The sequence below is a fragment of the Burkholderia cepacia genome, assembly GCF_001039005.1.
GTDB lineage: Bacteria > Pseudomonadota > Gammaproteobacteria > Burkholderiales > Burkholderiaceae > Burkholderia > Burkholderia theae.
In genome coordinates this window covers 27,820-44,950 of sequence record NZ_LDWR01000089.1, presented here as the reverse complement: position 1 = coordinate 44,950, position 17,131 = coordinate 27,820, and the positions used below count along the sequence as shown (strand labels likewise).

15 protein-coding genes are annotated in these 17,131 nt (G+C 65.6%); 6 read left to right on the top strand and 9 right to left on the bottom strand.

The genetic code is table 11. The features are described from left to right. Nucleotides 1-135 precede the first annotated feature (135 nt). Entirely contained in the window at nucleotides 136-1,107 is a 972-nt protein-coding gene (locus tag VL15_RS36855; RefSeq protein WP_048251765.1) for a LysR substrate-binding domain-containing protein, read from the top strand. An 87-nt stretch (nucleotides 1,108-1,194) separates the two neighbouring features. Here the strand turns inward: VL15_RS36855 and VL15_RS36850 are convergent, their stop codons facing one another. The 3 genes from VL15_RS36850 to VL15_RS36840 all read right to left on the bottom strand — a co-directional run bounded on the left by VL15_RS36850 (nucleotide 1,195) and on the right by VL15_RS36840 (nucleotide 4,546). Beyond that, complete coding sequence (locus VL15_RS36850; protein WP_048251794.1) at nucleotides 1,195-1,872, bottom strand: hypothetical protein; 678 nt, start codon at nucleotides 1,870-1,872, stop codon at nucleotides 1,195-1,197. 191 nt (nucleotides 1,873-2,063) lie between these two features. Further along, nucleotides 2,064-3,644, bottom strand: a complete 1,581-nt coding sequence (locus tag VL15_RS36845; protein WP_048251764.1) for an isocitrate lyase — start codon at nucleotides 3,642-3,644, stop codon at nucleotides 2,064-2,066. 512 nt (nucleotides 3,645-4,156) lie between these two features. Continuing rightward, nucleotides 4,157-4,546, bottom strand: a complete 390-nt coding sequence (locus VL15_RS36840) for a hypothetical protein (RefSeq protein WP_155420378.1) — start codon at nucleotides 4,544-4,546, stop codon at nucleotides 4,157-4,159. Nucleotides 4,547-4,891: 345 nt separating this feature from the next. Here VL15_RS36840 and VL15_RS36835 point away from each other — a divergent pair, with 345 nt between their 5' ends. Next, nucleotides 4,892-6,073, top strand: a complete 1,182-nt coding sequence (locus VL15_RS36835) for a serine hydrolase domain-containing protein (RefSeq protein WP_048251761.1) — start codon at nucleotides 4,892-4,894, stop codon at nucleotides 6,071-6,073. Between the two features lie 99 nt (nucleotides 6,074-6,172). Here the strand turns inward: VL15_RS36835 and VL15_RS36830 are convergent, their stop codons facing one another. From VL15_RS36830 to VL15_RS36815, 4 genes are all read right to left on the bottom strand, one after another. Further along, entirely contained in the window at nucleotides 6,173-7,345 is a 1,173-nt protein-coding gene (locus VL15_RS36830) for an NAD(P)/FAD-dependent oxidoreductase (RefSeq protein WP_048251759.1), read from the bottom strand. Nucleotides 7,346-7,537: 192 nt separating this feature from the next. After that, a complete protein-coding gene (locus VL15_RS36825; RefSeq protein WP_048251757.1) occupies nucleotides 7,538-8,689 on the bottom strand; it encodes a branched-chain amino acid ABC transporter substrate-binding protein in 1,152 nt (383 codons plus the stop codon). Between the two features lie 368 nt (nucleotides 8,690-9,057). After that, nucleotides 9,058-9,249 (bottom strand): CsbD family protein, encoded by a 192-nt coding sequence (locus tag VL15_RS36820; protein WP_048251756.1) that lies wholly within the window; start codon nucleotides 9,247-9,249, stop codon nucleotides 9,058-9,060. 140 nt (nucleotides 9,250-9,389) lie between these two features. Then, complete coding sequence (locus tag VL15_RS36815; RefSeq protein WP_048251755.1) at nucleotides 9,390-10,922, bottom strand: helix-turn-helix transcriptional regulator; 1,533 nt, start codon at nucleotides 10,920-10,922, stop codon at nucleotides 9,390-9,392. 368 nt (nucleotides 10,923-11,290) lie between these two features. Between VL15_RS36815 and VL15_RS42940 the strand changes: the two genes are divergently transcribed. Genes VL15_RS42940 through VL15_RS36805 form a run of 3 tightly spaced genes read left to right on the top strand, consistent with a single transcriptional unit; the run spans nucleotide 11,291 to nucleotide 12,115 of the window. Beyond that, nucleotides 11,291-11,455 carry a hypothetical protein gene (locus tag VL15_RS42940; protein WP_196319669.1) on the top strand — a complete coding sequence of 55 codons (165 nt, stop codon included), beginning with the start codon at nucleotides 11,291-11,293 and terminating at the stop codon, nucleotides 11,453-11,455. A 57-nt stretch (nucleotides 11,456-11,512) separates the two neighbouring features. Next, nucleotides 11,513-11,863, top strand: coding sequence for a BON domain-containing protein (locus VL15_RS36810; protein ID WP_048251753.1), 351 nt, complete (start codon nucleotides 11,513-11,515; stop codon nucleotides 11,861-11,863). Between the two features lie 54 nt (nucleotides 11,864-11,917). After that, entirely contained in the window at nucleotides 11,918-12,115 is a 198-nt protein-coding gene (locus VL15_RS36805; RefSeq protein WP_048251752.1) for a CsbD family protein, read from the top strand. Nucleotides 12,116-12,481: 366 nt separating this feature from the next. Here the strand turns inward: VL15_RS36805 and VL15_RS36800 are convergent, their stop codons facing one another. Further along, complete coding sequence (locus tag VL15_RS36800; protein WP_048251750.1) at nucleotides 12,482-13,510, bottom strand: DUF1338 domain-containing protein; 1,029 nt, start codon at nucleotides 13,508-13,510, stop codon at nucleotides 12,482-12,484. A gap of 225 nt (nucleotides 13,511-13,735) precedes the next feature. Between VL15_RS36800 and VL15_RS36795 the strand changes: the two genes are divergently transcribed. Beyond that, nucleotides 13,736-14,683 carry a LysR family transcriptional regulator gene (locus tag VL15_RS36795; RefSeq protein ID WP_048251749.1) on the top strand — a complete coding sequence of 316 codons (948 nt, stop codon included), beginning with the start codon at nucleotides 13,736-13,738 and terminating at the stop codon, nucleotides 14,681-14,683. A gap of 106 nt (nucleotides 14,684-14,789) precedes the next feature. Here VL15_RS36795 and VL15_RS36790 read toward each other — a convergent pair whose 3' ends face one another. Next, entirely contained in the window at nucleotides 14,790-16,919 is a 2,130-nt protein-coding gene (locus tag VL15_RS36790; RefSeq protein ID WP_048251748.1) for a TonB-dependent receptor, read from the bottom strand. Nucleotides 16,920-17,131 lie beyond the last annotated feature (212 nt).

The following is a 17,131-nucleotide window of genomic DNA, read 5'->3' as shown; positions in this document are numbered from 1 at the left end:
TTTTTCGGTCCGGGCACGGGCGCCAGGCCAGTCCCGGCGCGATCCATGAAGGTGATTCTAGGGATCCGCCATAAGGGGATGATTCTGTTTTAATATCGGTCCATCACTTTTTCATGATGGTTGCGTGGTCGGCCGATGACATTCGATGCGAACGACGTGGTCAGGCGGCTGAGCGCGCGCCTGAAGATGCGGCATCTGGTGCTGTTGCTGCAGATCCAGCAGCACGGGTCGCTGACGCGCGTCGCGGAGCACATGGCCAGCAGCCAGCCCGCCGTGACGAACGCGCTGTCCGAACTGGAGAGCATGTTCGGCACGCCGCTGTTCGAGCGCTCATCGCGCGGCATGCGGCCCACCGCGCTCGGCGCGGTCGTGCTCGAACGGGCGAAGGCGATGATCAAGGATCTCGATCACCTCGCCCGCGAAATGGAGACCGTCGCCGCCGGGCATGCGGCGCACCTGCACATCGGCGTGATTCCGTTCATTTCCGGCCAGATGCTGTCGGCGGCGCTCAAGCGGCTGCAATCGCGCATGGAGCGGCGCCTGACCGTGACGATTCACGAAGGCACCAGCGATCAGCTCCTGCTGCAGCTCAAGGACCACAGCGTCGACATCGTGATCGGGCGCGCGTCCTCGGCGATCGATCTGGGCCAGGTTTCCTTTGAAGTCCTGTACCAGCAGCAGCCGCGCATGATCGCGAGCCGGCGTCTTGCCGCCAAACTGGCCCGCACGACGCTGGACTGGAACAAGCTGCACGCGCTCGACTGGATTCTCGGCGCGCCGCATACGCCGATGCGGGAACAGGTGACCGACCTGTTTCTGTCGGCGGGCATTCCACCACCGGTTCCGGTCGTCGAAAGCTACTCGTCGAAGCTGATCGGCGAAATGATCGCGTCGAGCGACGAGGCCGTATCGATCGTGCCGGCCGATATCGCGGAGGAACTGGTGCGGATTGCCGGCGTGGCGATCGTGCCTTACTCGCTGGTCTGGACGCTGCCGCCGATCGCGCTGTTTACCCGCGCCGCCGACTCGCACTCGCCGGCGCGCGATCTGCTCGTCGACGCGCTGCGCGAGGTATGCAAGGCGACGTACGGGGATGCGCAGCGGTAACGCTTCCGGCGCCGGCCTTGAACGGCGCTTCGGGCCCGCCGGGAACGGTCATTCGCCCCGACGGATACTCGATGCACCCGCGGCAAGCTACTGGCCAGCGGCGAGGCGGCGCAGTATTTCCCCACGCTCGGCGCTCAGCACATGATCCGAGCCCTCGCCCCTGTCATAGCGCGTGGCTGTCCGGTAGGAAAACCGCTTTTTGTACTGACGGGTTGCGGGATCGAACGTCCATGCGTCGACGTCGAAAAAATGCTTGTCGAAGTGACTCTCGTCCTTGGCCCACACATAGTCGGCCCGAACAAACAGCGGATACGGCGAGATGTCCGGCACCTTCCACATCGCGCGATCGGCCATCTCCGTTTCGGTGATGACCGGCATCAGGTTCTCGATCGTTCCGTTCGCGCCGTAACGCAATACCGCAACGCGCTCCAGCATCCCGCTGCCACCGCCCGAGAACATCCCCGAGAAGAACACCCACGACCCGCCCGATGCAATCGGCAGCCGTTCGGACCGTGGGTTCAGGCCGAACTGATACCGCTCCTTTGTGGAACCGGGAACCGGAGCCGGTGGCATCTCGAAGCACGGGGCACGGTCTGGAAGCATGCAGAGTTTCACGCCGGACAGCGGGAGCCCGTCGGCATCGAGCTTGCCTTCCGTCTGGGTGAAGCGCGGGAACGCAGGTTCGCCGGCCGCCGCTCGAACATCGGCGATGCCGACGACAGAAATGCTCAAGATCACCCCGAGCGCCTTACCGACCCAGCGCATGCACGCCCCCTCTCTCATGTATTGATTGCCGCGGATTGTCGATGATCCGGCCGCGCCTGTCGAATGGACGGTGGCGGCGCTGCCCATCGAAGCGCACAAGAGCATGTTTGACGAGAACCGCGCGAGCCATCTCTCCGAACAAAAAAAACGCCAACCCGAAGGTTGGCGTTTTGCCCGAGGTACGACCGGTATCAGAACTGATTCATCGTGTTGTCCTTACCCGCCGCCTTCAGCGCCGCTTCGCCGCTGAAGTATTCCTTGTGGTCGTCGCCGATGTCCGAGCCGGACATGTTCTGGTGCTTGACGCAGGCGATACCCTCGCGGATTTCCTTGCGCTGCACGCCGGCCACATAACCGAGCATGCCCTGGTCGCCGAAGTATTCCTTGGCCAGGTTGTCCGTCGACAGTGCGGCCGTGTGGTACGTCGGCAGCGTGATCAGGTGGTGGAAGATACCCGCTTCGCGCGACGCGTCGGCCTGGAACGTCCGGATCTTTTCGTCGGCGAGCGCCGCCAGTTCGGTCTGATCGTATTCCACGCTCATCAGCTGGGCGCGGTCGTATGCCGACACATCCTTGCCCTCGGCCTTCATCGCGTCATACGCCTGTTGACGGAAGTTCAGCGTCCAGTTGAACGACGGGCTGTTGTTGTACACCAGCTTCGCGTTCGGGATGACCTTGCGAATCTCGCTGACCATGCCGCCGATCTGCGCGATATGCGGCTTTTCGGTTTCGATCCACAGCAGGTCGGCGCCGTTCTGCAGCGACGTGATGCAATCCAGCACGCAGCGCGCTTCGCCCGAGCCGGCGCGGAACTGGAACAGGTTGCTCGGCAGGCGCTTCGGACGCAGCAGCTTGCCGTCGCGCTTGATGACGACGTCGCCGTTGCCCAGTGCGTCGGCCGAGATTTCGTCGCAATCGAGGAACGCGTTGTATTGGTCGCCCAGGTCGCCCGGCGTGGTGGTCACGGCGATCTGCTTGGTCAGGCCGGCGCCCAGCGAGTCGGTACGCGCCACGATGATGCCGTCGTCCACGCCCAGTTCGAGGAACGCGTAGCGGATCGCGCGGATCTTGGCCAGGAAGTCCTCGTGCGGCACCGTGACCTTACCGTCCTGGTGGCCGCACTGCTTCTCGTCGGACACCTGGTTCTCGATCTGAATGCAGCATGCGCCCGCTTCGATGAACTGCTTGGCCAGCAGGTAGGTGGCTTCCGCGTTGCCGAAACCCGCGTCGATGTCGGCGATGATCGGCACGACGTGGGTGACGTGGTTGTCGATCTTGTCCTGGATGGCGGCCTTGGCGGCGCCTTCGGCTACATCCAGCTGGCGGAACAGGCCGCCCAGTTCACGGGCGTCGGCCTGGCGCAGGAACGTGTACAACTCGCGGATCAGCGCGCTGACGGAGGTTTTTTCGTGCATCGACTGGTCCGGCAACGGGCCGAACTCGGAGCGCAGCGCAGCCACCATCCAGCCGGACAGGTACAGGTAGCGGCGCTCGGTGCTGTTGAAGTGCTTCTTGATGGAGATCATCTTCTGCTGCCCGATGAAACCGTGCCAGCAACCCAGCGACTGCGTGTACTTGGACGGGTCGGCATCGTACGCGGCCATGTCGGCGCGCATGATCTTCGCGGTGTACTTGGCGATATCCAGGCCCGTCTTGAACTTGTTCTGTGCACGCATGCGAGCGGCGTACTCGGGGCTGATGGCATTCCACGCGCTGCCGTGGTTTTCTTTCAAACCGGCAACTGCCTTGATGTCGTCTTGATACTGGGCCATGTCAATCTCCTGGGAGCAAAGCGCGTTTGAGTAAATGGTTGAGCCTGCCGCTCCGTTTCTCGAAGCGAACTGCATGACTCAATAGTAACGCCGCCTCGATGCGCTTCGGTGAAGTCTTATATAAGACATAAGAGATAATTTTCCGTTATTTTTCAATGAGATAGGCATCCGTTTTTGCGATGCAAAACAAGTTTTCAAGCGGCGAAAAAGGGACACTGCGGGAATTCGACGTGGATTCCGCAATGCGAAACGCCCTTTCGGCTGCTGGAGGAAGGCGCAAACACGGATGGCTCGGGCAGCGATTGCCGGCGCCGACAGCAGCCCCTCCCGCCAGCCAATAAAAAAAGCCCGACAAAGTCGGGCCAATGAGCGAGATACAAGGAGAGATCCCGCTCACCCCACATCGAGCGGTCACGCCGCGCTACACGATGTCATTGAGATCCGGGCGCGCATGAACCTGCGATCGATCATCGGTCACCATGCTTGGCCGGGAAGAGTTCGGTGATAAGTGGCTATTGCGAAACGGGCGCGCCGGATGCCCCGTCCGCCGGCATTGTCGGGAGCGGCACGGCCGCCGTGTTGTTCGCGCCGCCGCCCGTTGCACTCGGGGTGCCCGTGGTGCCGGATTGTCCGCGGCGGCCTCGGTGCGAGCCACGCACGACCGCAGGCTCGCTCGCTGCGATCGGCCGCATCGGCGGATGCGCGATGTACTGGAAGTTTTCATTGATCGCGCTATTGCCCGTGTCGTACTGCGGGTGCACGAACACGCTGCTGACGACGGGCGCACTGGCCTGCGCGAACGCGGCCGGCACGACGAACATCGCGGCGCTTGCCGTCGCCGCGCTCAACGCGACGATGCGCACGAGCGAACCGGCATCACGACCTGTCGGGCGTACTGTCACGCTACGTTTCTCCAATGTGCATCCGGTCGGCGACGGTTCGATCGCCTGTCACGCCCGCTCGAAAAATGGGCCCGCGCGAGAGCGCGCGGGCCGAGCGGAGGTATCACAACACCTTGGGGGGACAAGGCGAGGCCAGTCTAGCCCGTGTCGCCGAAAAGAAGATTTCATGCCGGATTACAGCTATTACCTCATATGACGAAGCATTGGCCGCCGTCGTTCGTCAGCCCGCGTAACCGCGTGGCGTGTTACTCGCCGGCTTCGCTTCGGGCCGATGGATGGGCGTCGTGGCATATCCGGCGAATGCCACCTAATATGTCGACCAGCCCCCTCACGACGGAGCGCTTGATGATCCCCTCCCCAGCATCGTCACAACAGTCTCCTGCCGATCCGGCGCTCGCCGGGCGCGTCGACGCGGTACTGTCCCGTCAACTCGACACGCAGCGCCTGGTCGGCGCGGTCGTCCTCGTCGCACGGCACGGCGAACTCGTCTATCGCCGCGCGGCCGGGTTCGCGGATCGCGAATCGCGCACGCCGATGCGCGAAGACACCCTGTTCAGACTCGCATCGGTGACGAAGCCGATCGTGTCGACGGCCGCGATGGCGCTCGTGGCACAACACAAGCTGTCGCTCGACGACGACGTCACCCGCTGGCTGCCCGATTTCCGTCCGGCCCTGCCCGACGGCAGCGTGCCGGCGATCACGGTGCGCCAGCTGCTCACGCATACCGCCGGCCTCGACTATCGCTTCGCGGAAGCCGACGCGAATGGCGCGTATGCACGCGCGGGCATCTCCGACGGGCTCGATGGCGCATCGATCACGCTCGGCGAAAACGTGCGCCGGATCGCGAGCGCACCGTTGCTGTACGCACCCGGCACAAGCTGGAACTATTCGGTCGCGCTCGATGTAGTCGGCGCGCTGATCGAGGCCGTCTGCGGCGTGCCGCTCGCGGACGCCATCGATGCGCTCGTGCTGCGCCCCCTCGGTGCCCGCGACACGAGTTTCGTCGCGGCTGATCCCGCACGGCTCGCGACACCCTACGTCAACAACACGCCGCATCCGCACCGGCTCGCCGAGAACGAGACGGTCCCCATCTTCGAAGGGATGGTCGGCGTGACGTACTCGCCGTCGCGCGCGCTCAATGCGAAGGCTTTCGCGTCGGGCGGTGCCGGGATGGTCGGCACGGCCGGCGACGTGCTGAATGTGCTGGACACGCTGCGGGCGGGCGGCGGCGCACTGCTGCCTGCCGCGCTGGTCGACGAGATGGGCCGCGTACAAACCGGCGACCTCGATCTGCCGGACCTGCCCGGCGCGGGTTTCGGGATCGGCTTTTCGGTGCTGCACGACCCGCAGGCAGCCGCATCGCCGGAGTCCCCGGGCACCTGGCGCTGGGGCGGCGTCTACGGTCACTCGTGGTTCGTCGACCGCGCACGCGGGCTCACCGTCGTGTCGCTATCAAACACGCTCTACGAAGGCATGAACGGCCAGTACACGGTCGATCTGCGCGACGCCATCTACGGCGCCCCGTAACAGGCGAAAAAAGACGAAAAAAGGCCCGACACAGTCGGGCCAATGGGTTTGAGACACAAGGAGAATCCCGCCCACCCCATACCGGGCGGTTACGCCGCGCTACACGACGTTCTTTTCGACGATCGGCCGGTTTTCCAGCACACGCGCCCAGCCGAGCGACGACAGGTCGAGCGTTTCATAACGCCCGCCCAGAATCAGTTCACTGACACCACGCCCGGTCGCGGGCCCCTGCTGCAGCCCGTGCCCGCTGTAACCATTCGCGAACACGACGTTGTCGAGCGCCGGGTGATAACCGATGATCGCGTTGTGGTCGAACACGTTGTACTCGTAGTACCCGGACCAGCAGTTCTCCACGCGCAGCGCCTCGAACTCGGGCACGCGATTCGCGAGCGTCGGCCAGATCACCTCGTCGAACAGGTCATGGTCGACTTCATCGAGCGGCAGGTCGTCCGGGTCGCGGTCCGGGCTCGGCGACGTGCCGCAGATGTACGTGCGCCCTTCCGGCCGGAAATACACGCCGGTCGGGTCGATCAGCAACGGGCAATCGGTGAGCTTCGCCGGCGACGACACGTTGAAGATGCTGCGGCGCCGCGCATAGACGGGAATATCGATGCCCATCATCGACGACAGCGTGCGCGTCCATGCACCGGCCGCGTTGACCAGCGTGTCGCACGCATGGCGCTCGCCGTCACCCGTCACGACATGCGTGATCTTCCGTCCGTCGCGCACCACCGACTTCACATCGGCCGGCACATACCGCACGCCCAGCGACTGCGCTTTCTTGCGCAGCGCCTGCACGAGCCCGTAGCCGTCGAACCAGCCTTCGCCGCTCACGCCATACGCGCCCGACACGAGATCGTCGACGTTCAGCCACGGAAACTTCGCGCGCAGCGCATCGCAATCCATCAAGCGGATATCCGCGCCGAGGCGGGTCTGCAGCGCATGATTCTCGCGCAGCGTCGCATCGCCCGCCGGCGTCGCGAGGAACAGGTAACCGCCTTCGTGCAGATCGATCGACGGCCGGTTGCCGTCCACTTCGAGCCGTTCGCCGATCGTGCGCAGGAAGTCGATGCCGAACAGCGACATCTCGATCGACAGCGGCGTCGAGAACTGCTGGCGAATCGACGCGGCCGACAGCGCCGACGACGATCTTGCATAGGTGGGGTCGCGCTCGATCACGGTCACGGATACCGTGGGATCGGTGGCGCGCAGGAAATAGGCGATCGAACTGCCGATCACACCACCGCCGACGATGACGACTTGAGAACTCACGACTGACTCCAGTTGCACATAAAAGGCGCGGCCAGCCGGCCGTGCCCGAAGGTTGTTCGTGCCGCGTCGTGCGCGGCGCCGCGCGGGCAGACTTCCCGGCCAAGGCCCCCGGCGTGCGCCGCGATCGCAACCGATCGCTCAGGGTATTTCAGCACGTCCGGCAGCGCCGCGAAAGCCTGCTCGCGCTCGGGTTCAGTCCGCCGATTTCGTCGTGACGGGCTGCCACGCGGCATTCTTCACTTCATACAGCGTCGAGCTCGGGTTCTTCAGGTCGCCCGTGTTCGTGAACGCGATCGTGCCCGTGATGCCGTCGTAGCGCGTGCCCTTCAGCGCGCCGTTGAAATCGGCCGGCTTCGTCGAGTTCGCCTTCTGCATCGCGTTGATCGCGATCCACGTCGCGTCGTACGCGAACGGTGCATACGCGAGCATGTCGACGCCGTACTTCTGCTTGAATTTCGTTTCGAACTGCTTGCCCTTCGCGAGACGCGACAGCGGCTGCCCGTATTCCCACACGGCCGCGCCTTCCGCCGCATTGCCGGCCAGCTTGATGAAGTTCGCGTTCATCACGCCGCCGCCCGCGAGGAACTGCGCACGGATGCCGAGCTGGCGCATGCGCTTCACGAGCATCGCCGACTGTGCGTCGAGCCCGCCGAAGAACACGAGATCGGCATTCGTGCTCTTGATCTTCGTGAGCTGCGCGCTGAAGTCGACGGCCTTGTCGTTCGTGAATTCGCGCGCGACGATCGTGCCGCCGTTCGCCTTCACGGCCTTCTCGAACTCGTCGGCTTCGCCCTGGCCGAACGCGGTGCGGTCGTCGATGATCGAGATGCGCTTCGCCTTGGTCACGCTCGCCGCATAGGCGCCCGCGTTGCCGGCGTTCTGCGTGTCGGTCGCGATCACGCGGTACACGGTGCCGAGCCCGGCGCGCGTGATGTCGGGATTGGTCGCCGACGGCGTGATCATCGGAATGCCGGCCTTCGCATAGATCTTCGATGCGGGCAGCGTCGTGCCCGAATTGAAATGCCCGATCACGACGGCCACCTGTGCATCGGCGAGCTGCTGCGCAGCCTGCACGCCGGTGCGCGGATCGCTCTGGTCGTCCTGCGACGCGACGACGAACTTCACGGGCTTGCCGCCCACCGTCGTATGCGCGGCGTTCGCTTCGTCGACGGCCATCCGCACGCCGTTCTCGATGTCCTTGCCGTATGCAGCGCCGCCGCCCGTCAGCGGGCCGGCCACGCCGACCTTGACGACCGTCTCCTGCGCATGGGCCGCGCCCGTCTGGAACGCGAGAAGCGCGGCAGTCAATGCGACGCCGGAAAGCGAACGAATACGGAACGTCATGGCAGTCCTTCTTCTGTGAGTCGGGATGCAACGCGCGACTGCCGCGCGTCGGCGACCTCCCGCACGCCGGTGATTGCGTCCGCCGCCGAGGCGCCGTTCAATGCGCCCGACCCGCCGGCCGATCACCGCGGTTCCGTCTCCGAAGAACCTTACGCCGCGAAAGAGGTGAATGGATTGTGGGTAGCCAATACCGGAGCAGCAAACGAAATATCGGAACTATGTAGTGAGGATTTGTCATCAAGTTTCGCGCGCCCGAACGGCACACGGCCCGCGCGACGGCGGGCCGTGAATCGATGACATCAAAGGGGTATCGCGCCGGCGCCCGCCCATCAAGGCCGGTCGTGGTCATGCCGACGGCGCATCATCGATCAGTGCCGATCCGTGCGCGTAGGCTTGCGCACCGCATCGGCCGCCGCGCCGGCCTTCTCCTGGATCTTGCCGGCCTGCTGTTCGGCGACGCCGTCCGCTTCCGTCTTGCGGTCGCCCGTCACCTTGCCGAGCGCTTCCTTGAGCGATCCCTTGACCTGCTTCAGCTTGCCTTCGATACGATTCCTGTCCATGGTCGTCTCCTGCGATGGTGGGAGAGAGCCGGCGGCGTGACGGCCCGCGCCGCACCGCCGAGTGAACAGGTTCGCAGGCCTGCGCCGCGCGTGGCAGATGCGAATGCACCGGCACGCATGGTGCATTCGTACCGACGGCGTCAATCCTTGCCTTTCGCGCCGCCCTTCTCGCCGCGCGCGCCGTTCGCTTCGGCCGCGCCGACGATCCCGCGCTCGCGCGCCCACACGATCGCCTCGCCGCGACTGTGCACGTCGAGCTTCGCGTAGATCGTCGCGACGTGATTGCGCACGGTGTTCGGCGCGAGCCCGAGGCGGCCGGCGATTTCCTTGTCCGCGAGGCCGTGGCACAGCAGGTCGAACACGTCGCGCTCGCGCGCGGTCAGGTCCGACAGTTGCGCGCCCGCGTCCGGCGCATTCGCGCGCCGCACGTTCGCGAGCTTCTCGATCAGCGTGCGGCTGAACCACGACGCATCCTGCATCGCGGTCTCGATCGCGTAGACGAGCTCCATCTCGGTGCGCTTGCGATCGCTGATGTCGAGCAGCGCGACGAGCAGGCAGTCGCGCCCGTGAATCGCGACGGGGTCGGCCGACACCACGCAATCGCGCACGTCGCCGTCGCGCGTGCGGATCTGCACGTCGGCGTTGCGCACGTTGCCGTCGCGTGCGAGCCGCGCCTCGATACGCTGCCACGCGCCGCGTTCGGCCCACAGCCCGATCTCGTCCGCGGATTTGCCGAGCAGGTCGTCCTGCGCATGGCCCGTCATCGCGGCGAACGCGCCGTTGACGTCGAGCAGCTCGAAACGGTCGGCCGTGACGATCGCGGTCGCGACCGGCGCCATCCGGAACGCCGTCGCGAACCGCTCCTCGCTCTGCCGCAACGCGCGCTCGGCCTGCTTGCGCGGCTCGAGATCCATGAACGTGAACAGCATGCAGGCCTCGTCGTTCATGTCGATCGGCTGCCCGGCGACGACCACCGCCTTCGTGCTACCGTCCGCGCGCTTCAGCACGGCCTCCATCTGCGGGATCGTCGCGCCCTCACCGAGCCGCTCGATCGCGAGTTCGCGCCGCTCGGCCTGTTCGAGCACGTCGACCTCGTACACCGAACGGCCGAGCACGTCGTCGCGCGCGTGGCCGGTCATGTCGAGAAAGCCCTGGTTGACCTTCACGTAGCGCAGATCGTCGAGCCGGCAGATCACGGCCGGCGCCGGGTTCGCGTTGAAGGTGCGCTCGAAACGCTCCTCGGCGCTCGCCCATTCGGTCGCGTCGTGCAGCACCAGTGCGAGGCAATCGGGCTCGCCTGCCGCGTTCGTCAGCACGAGGCTGCGGATCCGGTGAACCCAGCTCACGGTTTCGTCGGCGGCCGATTCGACTTCGACCGTCACGTCGCTGAACGCCTCGCCCGCGATCACGCGATCCATCGGATAGTGGCCCTCGCGCACCGGGTGGTTGTTCCGGTAGCGCAGCCGGAAACGCTCGCGATATTCGGTGACGGTCGCGCCGAGCGCCTTCAGCTCGGTCACGCCATGCATCGCGAGCGCGGTCTCGTTCGCCCAGACGATCCGCTGGTCGGGCTCGACCAGGATCACGCCCTCGGTGAGCCCCGCGATGATCTGATGCAGCTGGCGCCGGTCGGTATGCGACTTGAGCGCCTGTTCGTTCACTTGTTCGTTCATCGAATCGTTCCACGTGATCGGTATGGCCGCGGCCGCGTCGCCTCTTCGTCGACGCGCGCCGGACGGCGCGTGTGGCGATGATCGCTTGCCGCGCATGGGCGCAACAGGCGCGAATGCACTATCCGCCATAGTACATTCGCACGGCACGCCACCGCCGTACGGTACCCCGCCGATCCGGCAAGCATCCGCCGCGCACGCATTTCCCCGCACCGCCGGCAACACGTACCCACCCGCCCCATCTCCGCCCCCCGTGCAAACGCACTAGCCGATCCGGTGAATTTGCGCGATGTCCGCATGCGTTCGCCCCGGTACGCTGGTCCTGCATCGGCGCTCATGCGCTGCCTTCCGAACCGCAGAGGAGAAGCACGATGAAACTTCATCAGACACCCGATCCGACGCGGCCCGAACCGCATCCGGACAGTCCGCCCGAACCGCCGCCCGGCACGGACCCGCCGATTCCGCTGCCGCCCGACTTTCCGCGCCCGGACATCCCGCCGCGCGAACCCGGCTACGACACGCCGATCGTCCGGTAACGGATCACGCGGTTCGCACTCACCCATTCAACACGTCAACCGACGGAGAACCCGACCATGAACAAGACCCAGCCCCTTTCGACGCTGCTCGCCGTCAGCGCGGCTTTCCTGCTGAGTGCCGCACCGCTCACGAACGCGATTGCGCAGGACGCGTCGGCCGACAACGGCATGAAGGCCGAATCGAGCCAGCCCGTTACCGACACGTGGATCACGACCAAGGTGAAGAGCCAGCTGGCCGCCACCGACGGCGTGAAGAGTTTCGACATCGGCGTGAAGACGGTCGACGGCACCGTCACGCTGACGGGCGTGCTGCCCTCGAGGATCGCCGTGAAGAAGGCGATCGCCGTGTCACGCGCGGTCAAGGGCGTGAAGCACGTCGACGCATCCGGCCTGAAGGCGAAGGCCTGACCTCCCGCGCGGCGGCTGCCGCGCGGTTATCCCCCTTTTCGACAGGAGCACACGATGAACGAGGACAAGATCAAGGGCCAGTGGAAGCAGCTCACCGGCAAGCTGAAGGCCAAGTGGGGCAAGCTGACCGACGACGATCTCGCGGTCGCGGAAGGCAATCGCGACTATCTGGCCGGCAAGATCCAGGAGCGTTACGGGATCGCCCGCGATGCGGCTGAGAAGCAGTTGAAGGAATTCGATCGCGAGTTGTAACGCCACCGGTAGCCTCACCCCGCCGCGGCGCCGTCGGCGTCGCGGCCACCAGGACGACGACATGGGCAAATATCTGATCGCCTGGCTGCTCGGCGTGCCGGCCGGGCTGCTGGTACTGTTCTACCTGATCACCCACATCTTCTGACGGCTCGGCGCCCGGCGCGCTCCGCCTGTCTCTGCAAACTCCCCACCCACCCGACTACGCGATCGACGGTGGCACGGCGATCCACCGTTGCCGACCGAACGGCCGCGCGCGTTCCGCCGCATCGCGGCCGCCCAACGCAAATCGGGCAGGACGCATACGCGCCCTGCCCGATCGGCTCATCGCTTCGGCAGCGGGGCGCGACGCACCCCGCTTCACGTCCGTTATTTCGCCGCGTTCGCCGTCATCTTGAAGATGCCCTGCGCGTTGCCCGCATCGAAACGCAGGTCGGTCACCCAGCGGCGCGCCGCCTGGTCGAACGTGCGCTTGCGCGTGATGAACTCGTAGAACGAACCCGGCACGTTGCGCTTCACCGTGCCGCCGTCGCGCGTGCGGAATTCGCGCTCGACGGTATCCGCGCGATAGGCGGTCTGGAACACGCGGCCCGAGCGCGAGCGCTCGACTTCCGGCTTCATCGGCCGGCCCTTCGCCTTCTCGTCGTCGGACAGCTTGAACACGTCGGTCACGCGGTCGGTCGCATGGTTGAACGCGTTGCCTTCGGTCGAGATCCACGCCATCTCGGCCGATTCCAGCAGCAGCGTTTCGTAGTCGAGCTCGTTCGGCAGGTCGTGCTGGCGGGAGAATGCGCCGACGATCTCCGGCAGCAGTGCGTGCGCCGCGTCGAGCGACAGCCAGCCTTCGCGTTCGACTTCCCACAGCATCGCGACGGCTGCCGGCGACAGCGGATCGCGCGACGAGCTGACGACGTTCGTCACGGCCTGCTGGAATTCTTTCGAGAAACGCTCCGGATGCAACTCGCTGACGAAGAACTGCGCGATCTCGTCCGGTGCGTCTTCATGCGCATACGCGCGGCCGGTCATGCCGAGCTTGTCGAGCGGGTAACGGCCGTTCAGGCGGAAACCGAGCGGACGCAGGATGCGCGTGAACGCGGCTTCGCCCGGCGGCAGCGCGCCCGTGTGCGGCCAGCGCACCGTGCGCAGCGCGCCGTGATCGAAATAGACCGAGCCGCCGCTTTCGATCGCGTCGGCCGTGTACGCGCGGCCGTTCGCCGAACGTTCGAGCAGCCCTTCGAACAGCGCCATGTTCATCGCCTGCGCGATTTCCGCGCGCGTCACGACGCCGTCTTCCCATTCTTCGAGGATGGCCGGCATGTTCAGGGTCGAGAACAGGGCGTCGGTCTTCGCCTGTCCCAGCAGCTTCGTCAGCAAGCTCTCGATATTCGGATTGCGCATCAGGATTCTCGTCTCGGGGGACCGCCGGCAAACGTGCCGGCAACTCGTCGGCCGGCCGCCCCACGGGCGCCTGACCTTGCGTGGGGAGCATTATTCAAAGGGTTGCAGCCGGGCGTAAAGCGAGATTAAATTGACACGTGATGAGTTTTTGGAATTATTGGCCGTCCCCGATCCCGCTCGCCGGCCCGCGCCGGGCGGGTCCGTTCGTCAGACAAATCGAGCATCATGCGTAAATTCAAGATTCCCAACATGGGCGCGCTCGTGGCTTTCGAAGCCGCCGCGCGCCACGAGAGCTTCACGCACGCGGCCAAGGAGCTGTTCCTGACCGAAAGCGCGGTATCGCGCCAGATCGCGACGCTCGAGGCCAGCCTCGGCGTGCGGTTGTTCGCGCGCGTGAAACAGCGCGTCGTGCTGACCCGCGCCGGCAAGCTGTACGGCACGCAGGTGCGCCGCGCGCTGGAAACGCTCGACCGCGACACGCTGTCGATCATCGCGCACGGCAGCGGCGGCGGCTACCTGGAGCTTGCGGTGCTGCCGACGTTCGCATCGCACTGGCTGATCCCGCGCATCAAGAGCTTCTACGACCGCACGCCGGACGTGCGCGTGAACATGGGCAGCCGCACCGACCTGTTCTCGTTCGAGGACACGCACTTCGAAGCCGCGATCCACTACGGCAAGCCGACCTGGCCCGGCACGTCGTCCGACTACCTGTTCGGCGAGGAAGTCGTGCCGATCTGCTCGCCCGCGCTGCTCGACGGGCCAGTCGAGCGCGTGGAGGATCTGCTGGCGTACCCGCTGCTGCACTCGACGACGCGCCCCGGCGCGTGGGCGCAGTGGTTCGAGGCGCACGGCGTCGAGGACATCCGCACGATGCAGGGCGTGCGCTACGAGCTGCATACGATGCTGATCAGCGCGGCCGCGGCCGGGCTCGGAATCGCGCTCGTGCCGAAGTTCTTCGTCGAGGAACAGTTGCAGCAGCTCGGCCTGATCGTGCCGTGCGACGCGGCGACGGTCGGCGATTCGGCGTACTACCTCGTGTATCCGACGGAGCTCAGCCACAGCAAGCCGCTGGAGCTGTTTCGCGGCTGGCTGCTCGAGCAGGCGAGCGCGTATGCGGCGCCGGAGGGGGATGTGGATGGCGTCGACGTGGAGGACGACGAGGACGTTGAATAGCGGCGCTACCCGCCTTTCATGCTCGACACGTCATCGCTTTCCGGATCATGAGCAGTGAAATGCAGGTCATCCTGAAGAAGACCTGCATTGTCGCGCAGCGCGTGCGTTACATGTGCCACTTCACCGTGGCGGTCAGCGTCCGCGGATCGCCGGGCATGTTGTACAGGTCCGCGTTGCCGTGCGCGGCGATGAAGTAGCGGCGATCGAACAGGTTGTCGAGCGTGAGCGTCACGTCGACCTTCTTGCTGCGATAACCGGCACCGAGGTTGAACACAGTGAACGACGGCAGCGTGACGAGATCGCTCGCCGACGTATAGCGCGCCGACTGGAACTGCATGCCGGCCGCCGCATAGAAGCCGTACGGCAGCTCGCGCTTCAGCCACAGGTTCGCGCTGTGGCGCGGCATCAGCCCCGGCGTGTTGCTCGACACCGCGAGGCCGGCCGCCGTCGATTGCGCCGAACCGTCGACCGTGCCGTTCAGGTACGCGTAACCCGCATACACCGACCACTTCGGCGCGATCTCACCGGTGAAGCCGAGCTCCATCCCGTGCACGTGCTGCGTGCCGATCGGCAATGCATAACCGGGATTCGCGGGGTCGCCGATCTGCTGGTTGGTCTGGCGCATGTCGAACAGCGCGACGCTGGCCGTCGCCTTGCCGCCGAGATCGAAACGCGAGCCGAGCTCATACGCGGTGGTCTTCTGCGGTGCGAGCGCCGCGCCGTTCGCGAATGCGCCGGAGCTGATCAGCGTATCGGCGAGCGGCGAGAACGACTGGCTGAACGACCCGTACAGCGTCAGCCAGTCGAGCGGTTCGTAGATCAGGCCGACACGCGGGCTCCACGCGTGATCGGTACGGTCGAGATTGACGTTCGACGACGTGTAGTCGTGGCGGATCTGGTTCAGATAGTCGAAGCGCAGTCCCGCGAGCACCTTCCAGTGTTCGGTCAGCGAGATCAGGTCCTGCGCGTAGACGCCCGCGAGCCCGACGACGGTCGACGCATTCGTCTTCGCACGCGCGCCGGTCGGCACGCCGGGCAGGATCACCGGCTGCGGATTGAACAGATCGTAGGTCGCGACCTTCGACACGCTGTAGATCGTGTCGAACTTCTGCTGCTGCGACAGCTCCAGCCCGTACAGCAGTTCATGGCGCATGCCGAACAGCGACGTCTTCTGCGTGATCTCGAACAGGCCGTCGATACCGTGGTCGGTGCGTTGGCGGGTCGACTGGTCGAGCGTCACGACCGGGCGCGCGGCGGTCTTGATCGGCTCGTACGTGACGTAGTTCTTGCGTTCAAGCGAGAAGTCGTACGCGCGGATCGCGCCATGGAACGACAGCGAATCGCTGAAGCGATGATCGAGCGACACGGTCGCGCTCTTCGCGGACACGTCGTTGTACGAGCTGCTCGCCGCATCGGCCGAGCCGTAATACGTGTTGATCGGCACGTCGACCGGCCGGCCGAGATACGCGGGCAGGCCTTGGTCGGACGTGCGGCGGTCGTGCAGGTAATCGAATTCGACGTTCAGCACCGTGTCGCTGTCGAGCTTGAACTGCGCGGACGGCGCGATTGCCTGGCGGTTGAGCTGGAACTGGTCGCGAAAGCTGTTCGAGTTCTCGGCCGCGCCGGTGATGCGGAAACGCGCCGCGTCGTTCGCGTTCCAGCCGAGGTCGAATTCGCCGCGCCGCTCGCCGTGCGTGCCGAGCGTCACGCCCACGTCGCGCACGGGGTTCGCCTCCGGCCGCTTCAGCACGCGATTCACGATGCCGCCCGCCGAACCGCGACCGTACAGCACGGCCGCCGGCCCCTTCAGCACCTCGACGCGGTCGACGTTCGACAAGTCGCGATAGTAGAGCGCATCGTCGCGAATACCGTCGACGTACTGATCCGTGATGCTGTTGAAGCCACGGATCGTGATCTGGTCGCGCTGGCCGTCGCCGACCGAGAAGCCGACGCCCGGCACGTTGCGCAATGCGTCCTGCATCGACGTCGCGTTCTGGTCCTCGATCACCGCGTGCGGGACGACGTTCACCGTCTGCGGCACGTCCATCAGCGACATGTCGGTCTTGGTCGCCGCGCGCGAGTGGCCCGCGTCGTACGACGCATGCTCGGCGGCCGCGTTGACGGAAATGGCAGGCAAGGTCGCCGCGGCGTCGCTCGCTTGCGCGGATGCGGTGCGTGCGCCGGCCAGCGACGTGGCGATCAGAAGCGCATGGCAGGCGCTTTTGTTGAGTTTCATCGTTGAAGTAGAAGCTGAAGGAAAACGGCGAACGGAAACGCGTCCGGCCAACGCGCGAACCCCGCGACGCATCGACCGGCGAAAGCCTTTCCGTGAAGACGAGAGGGCGCGCGGGGGATCGCCCCGCCGCGCATGCCGACCGGCGAACAGCCGGCGCGGATGGATGCCGGCCGGCGCAACCGGCACGAAAAAAGCCGTGACATCGGGTTACG

Bases quoted from the DNA above. Each gene is read 5' to 3' on its own strand.
- VL15_RS36855 (WP_048251765.1), top strand. From the start codon at position 136: ATGACATTCGATGCGAACGACGTGGTCAGGCGGCTGAGCGCGCGCCTG.
- VL15_RS36850 (WP_048251794.1), bottom strand. From the start codon at position 1,872: ATGCGCTGGGTCGGTAAGGCGCTCGGGGTGATCTTGAGCATTTCTGTC.
- VL15_RS36845 (WP_048251764.1), bottom strand. From the start codon at position 3,644: ATGGCCCAGTATCAAGACGACATCAAGGCAGTTGCCGGTTTGAAAGAA.
- VL15_RS36835 (WP_048251761.1), top strand. From the start codon at position 4,892: ATGATCCCCTCCCCAGCATCGTCACAACAGTCTCCTGCCGATCCGGCG.
- VL15_RS36825 (WP_048251757.1), bottom strand. From the start codon at position 8,689: ATGACGTTCCGTATTCGTTCGCTTTCCGGCGTCGCATTGACTGCCGCG.
- VL15_RS36820 (WP_048251756.1), bottom strand. From the start codon at position 9,249: ATGGACAGGAATCGTATCGAAGGCAAGCTGAAGCAGGTCAAGGGATCG.
- VL15_RS36815 (WP_048251755.1), bottom strand. From the start codon at position 10,922: ATGAACGAACAAGTGAACGAACAGGCGCTCAAGTCGCATACCGACCGG.
- VL15_RS42940 (WP_196319669.1), top strand. From the start codon at position 11,291: ATGAAACTTCATCAGACACCCGATCCGACGCGGCCCGAACCGCATCCG.
- VL15_RS36810 (WP_048251753.1), top strand. From the start codon at position 11,513: ATGAACAAGACCCAGCCCCTTTCGACGCTGCTCGCCGTCAGCGCGGCT.
- VL15_RS36805 (WP_048251752.1), top strand. From the start codon at position 11,918: ATGAACGAGGACAAGATCAAGGGCCAGTGGAAGCAGCTCACCGGCAAG.
- VL15_RS36800 (WP_048251750.1), bottom strand. From the start codon at position 13,510: ATGCGCAATCCGAATATCGAGAGCTTGCTGACGAAGCTGCTGGGACAG.
- VL15_RS36795 (WP_048251749.1), top strand. From the start codon at position 13,736: ATGCGTAAATTCAAGATTCCCAACATGGGCGCGCTCGTGGCTTTCGAA.
- VL15_RS36790 (WP_048251748.1), bottom strand. From the start codon at position 16,919: ATGAAACTCAACAAAAGCGCCTGCCATGCGCTTCTGATCGCCACGTCG.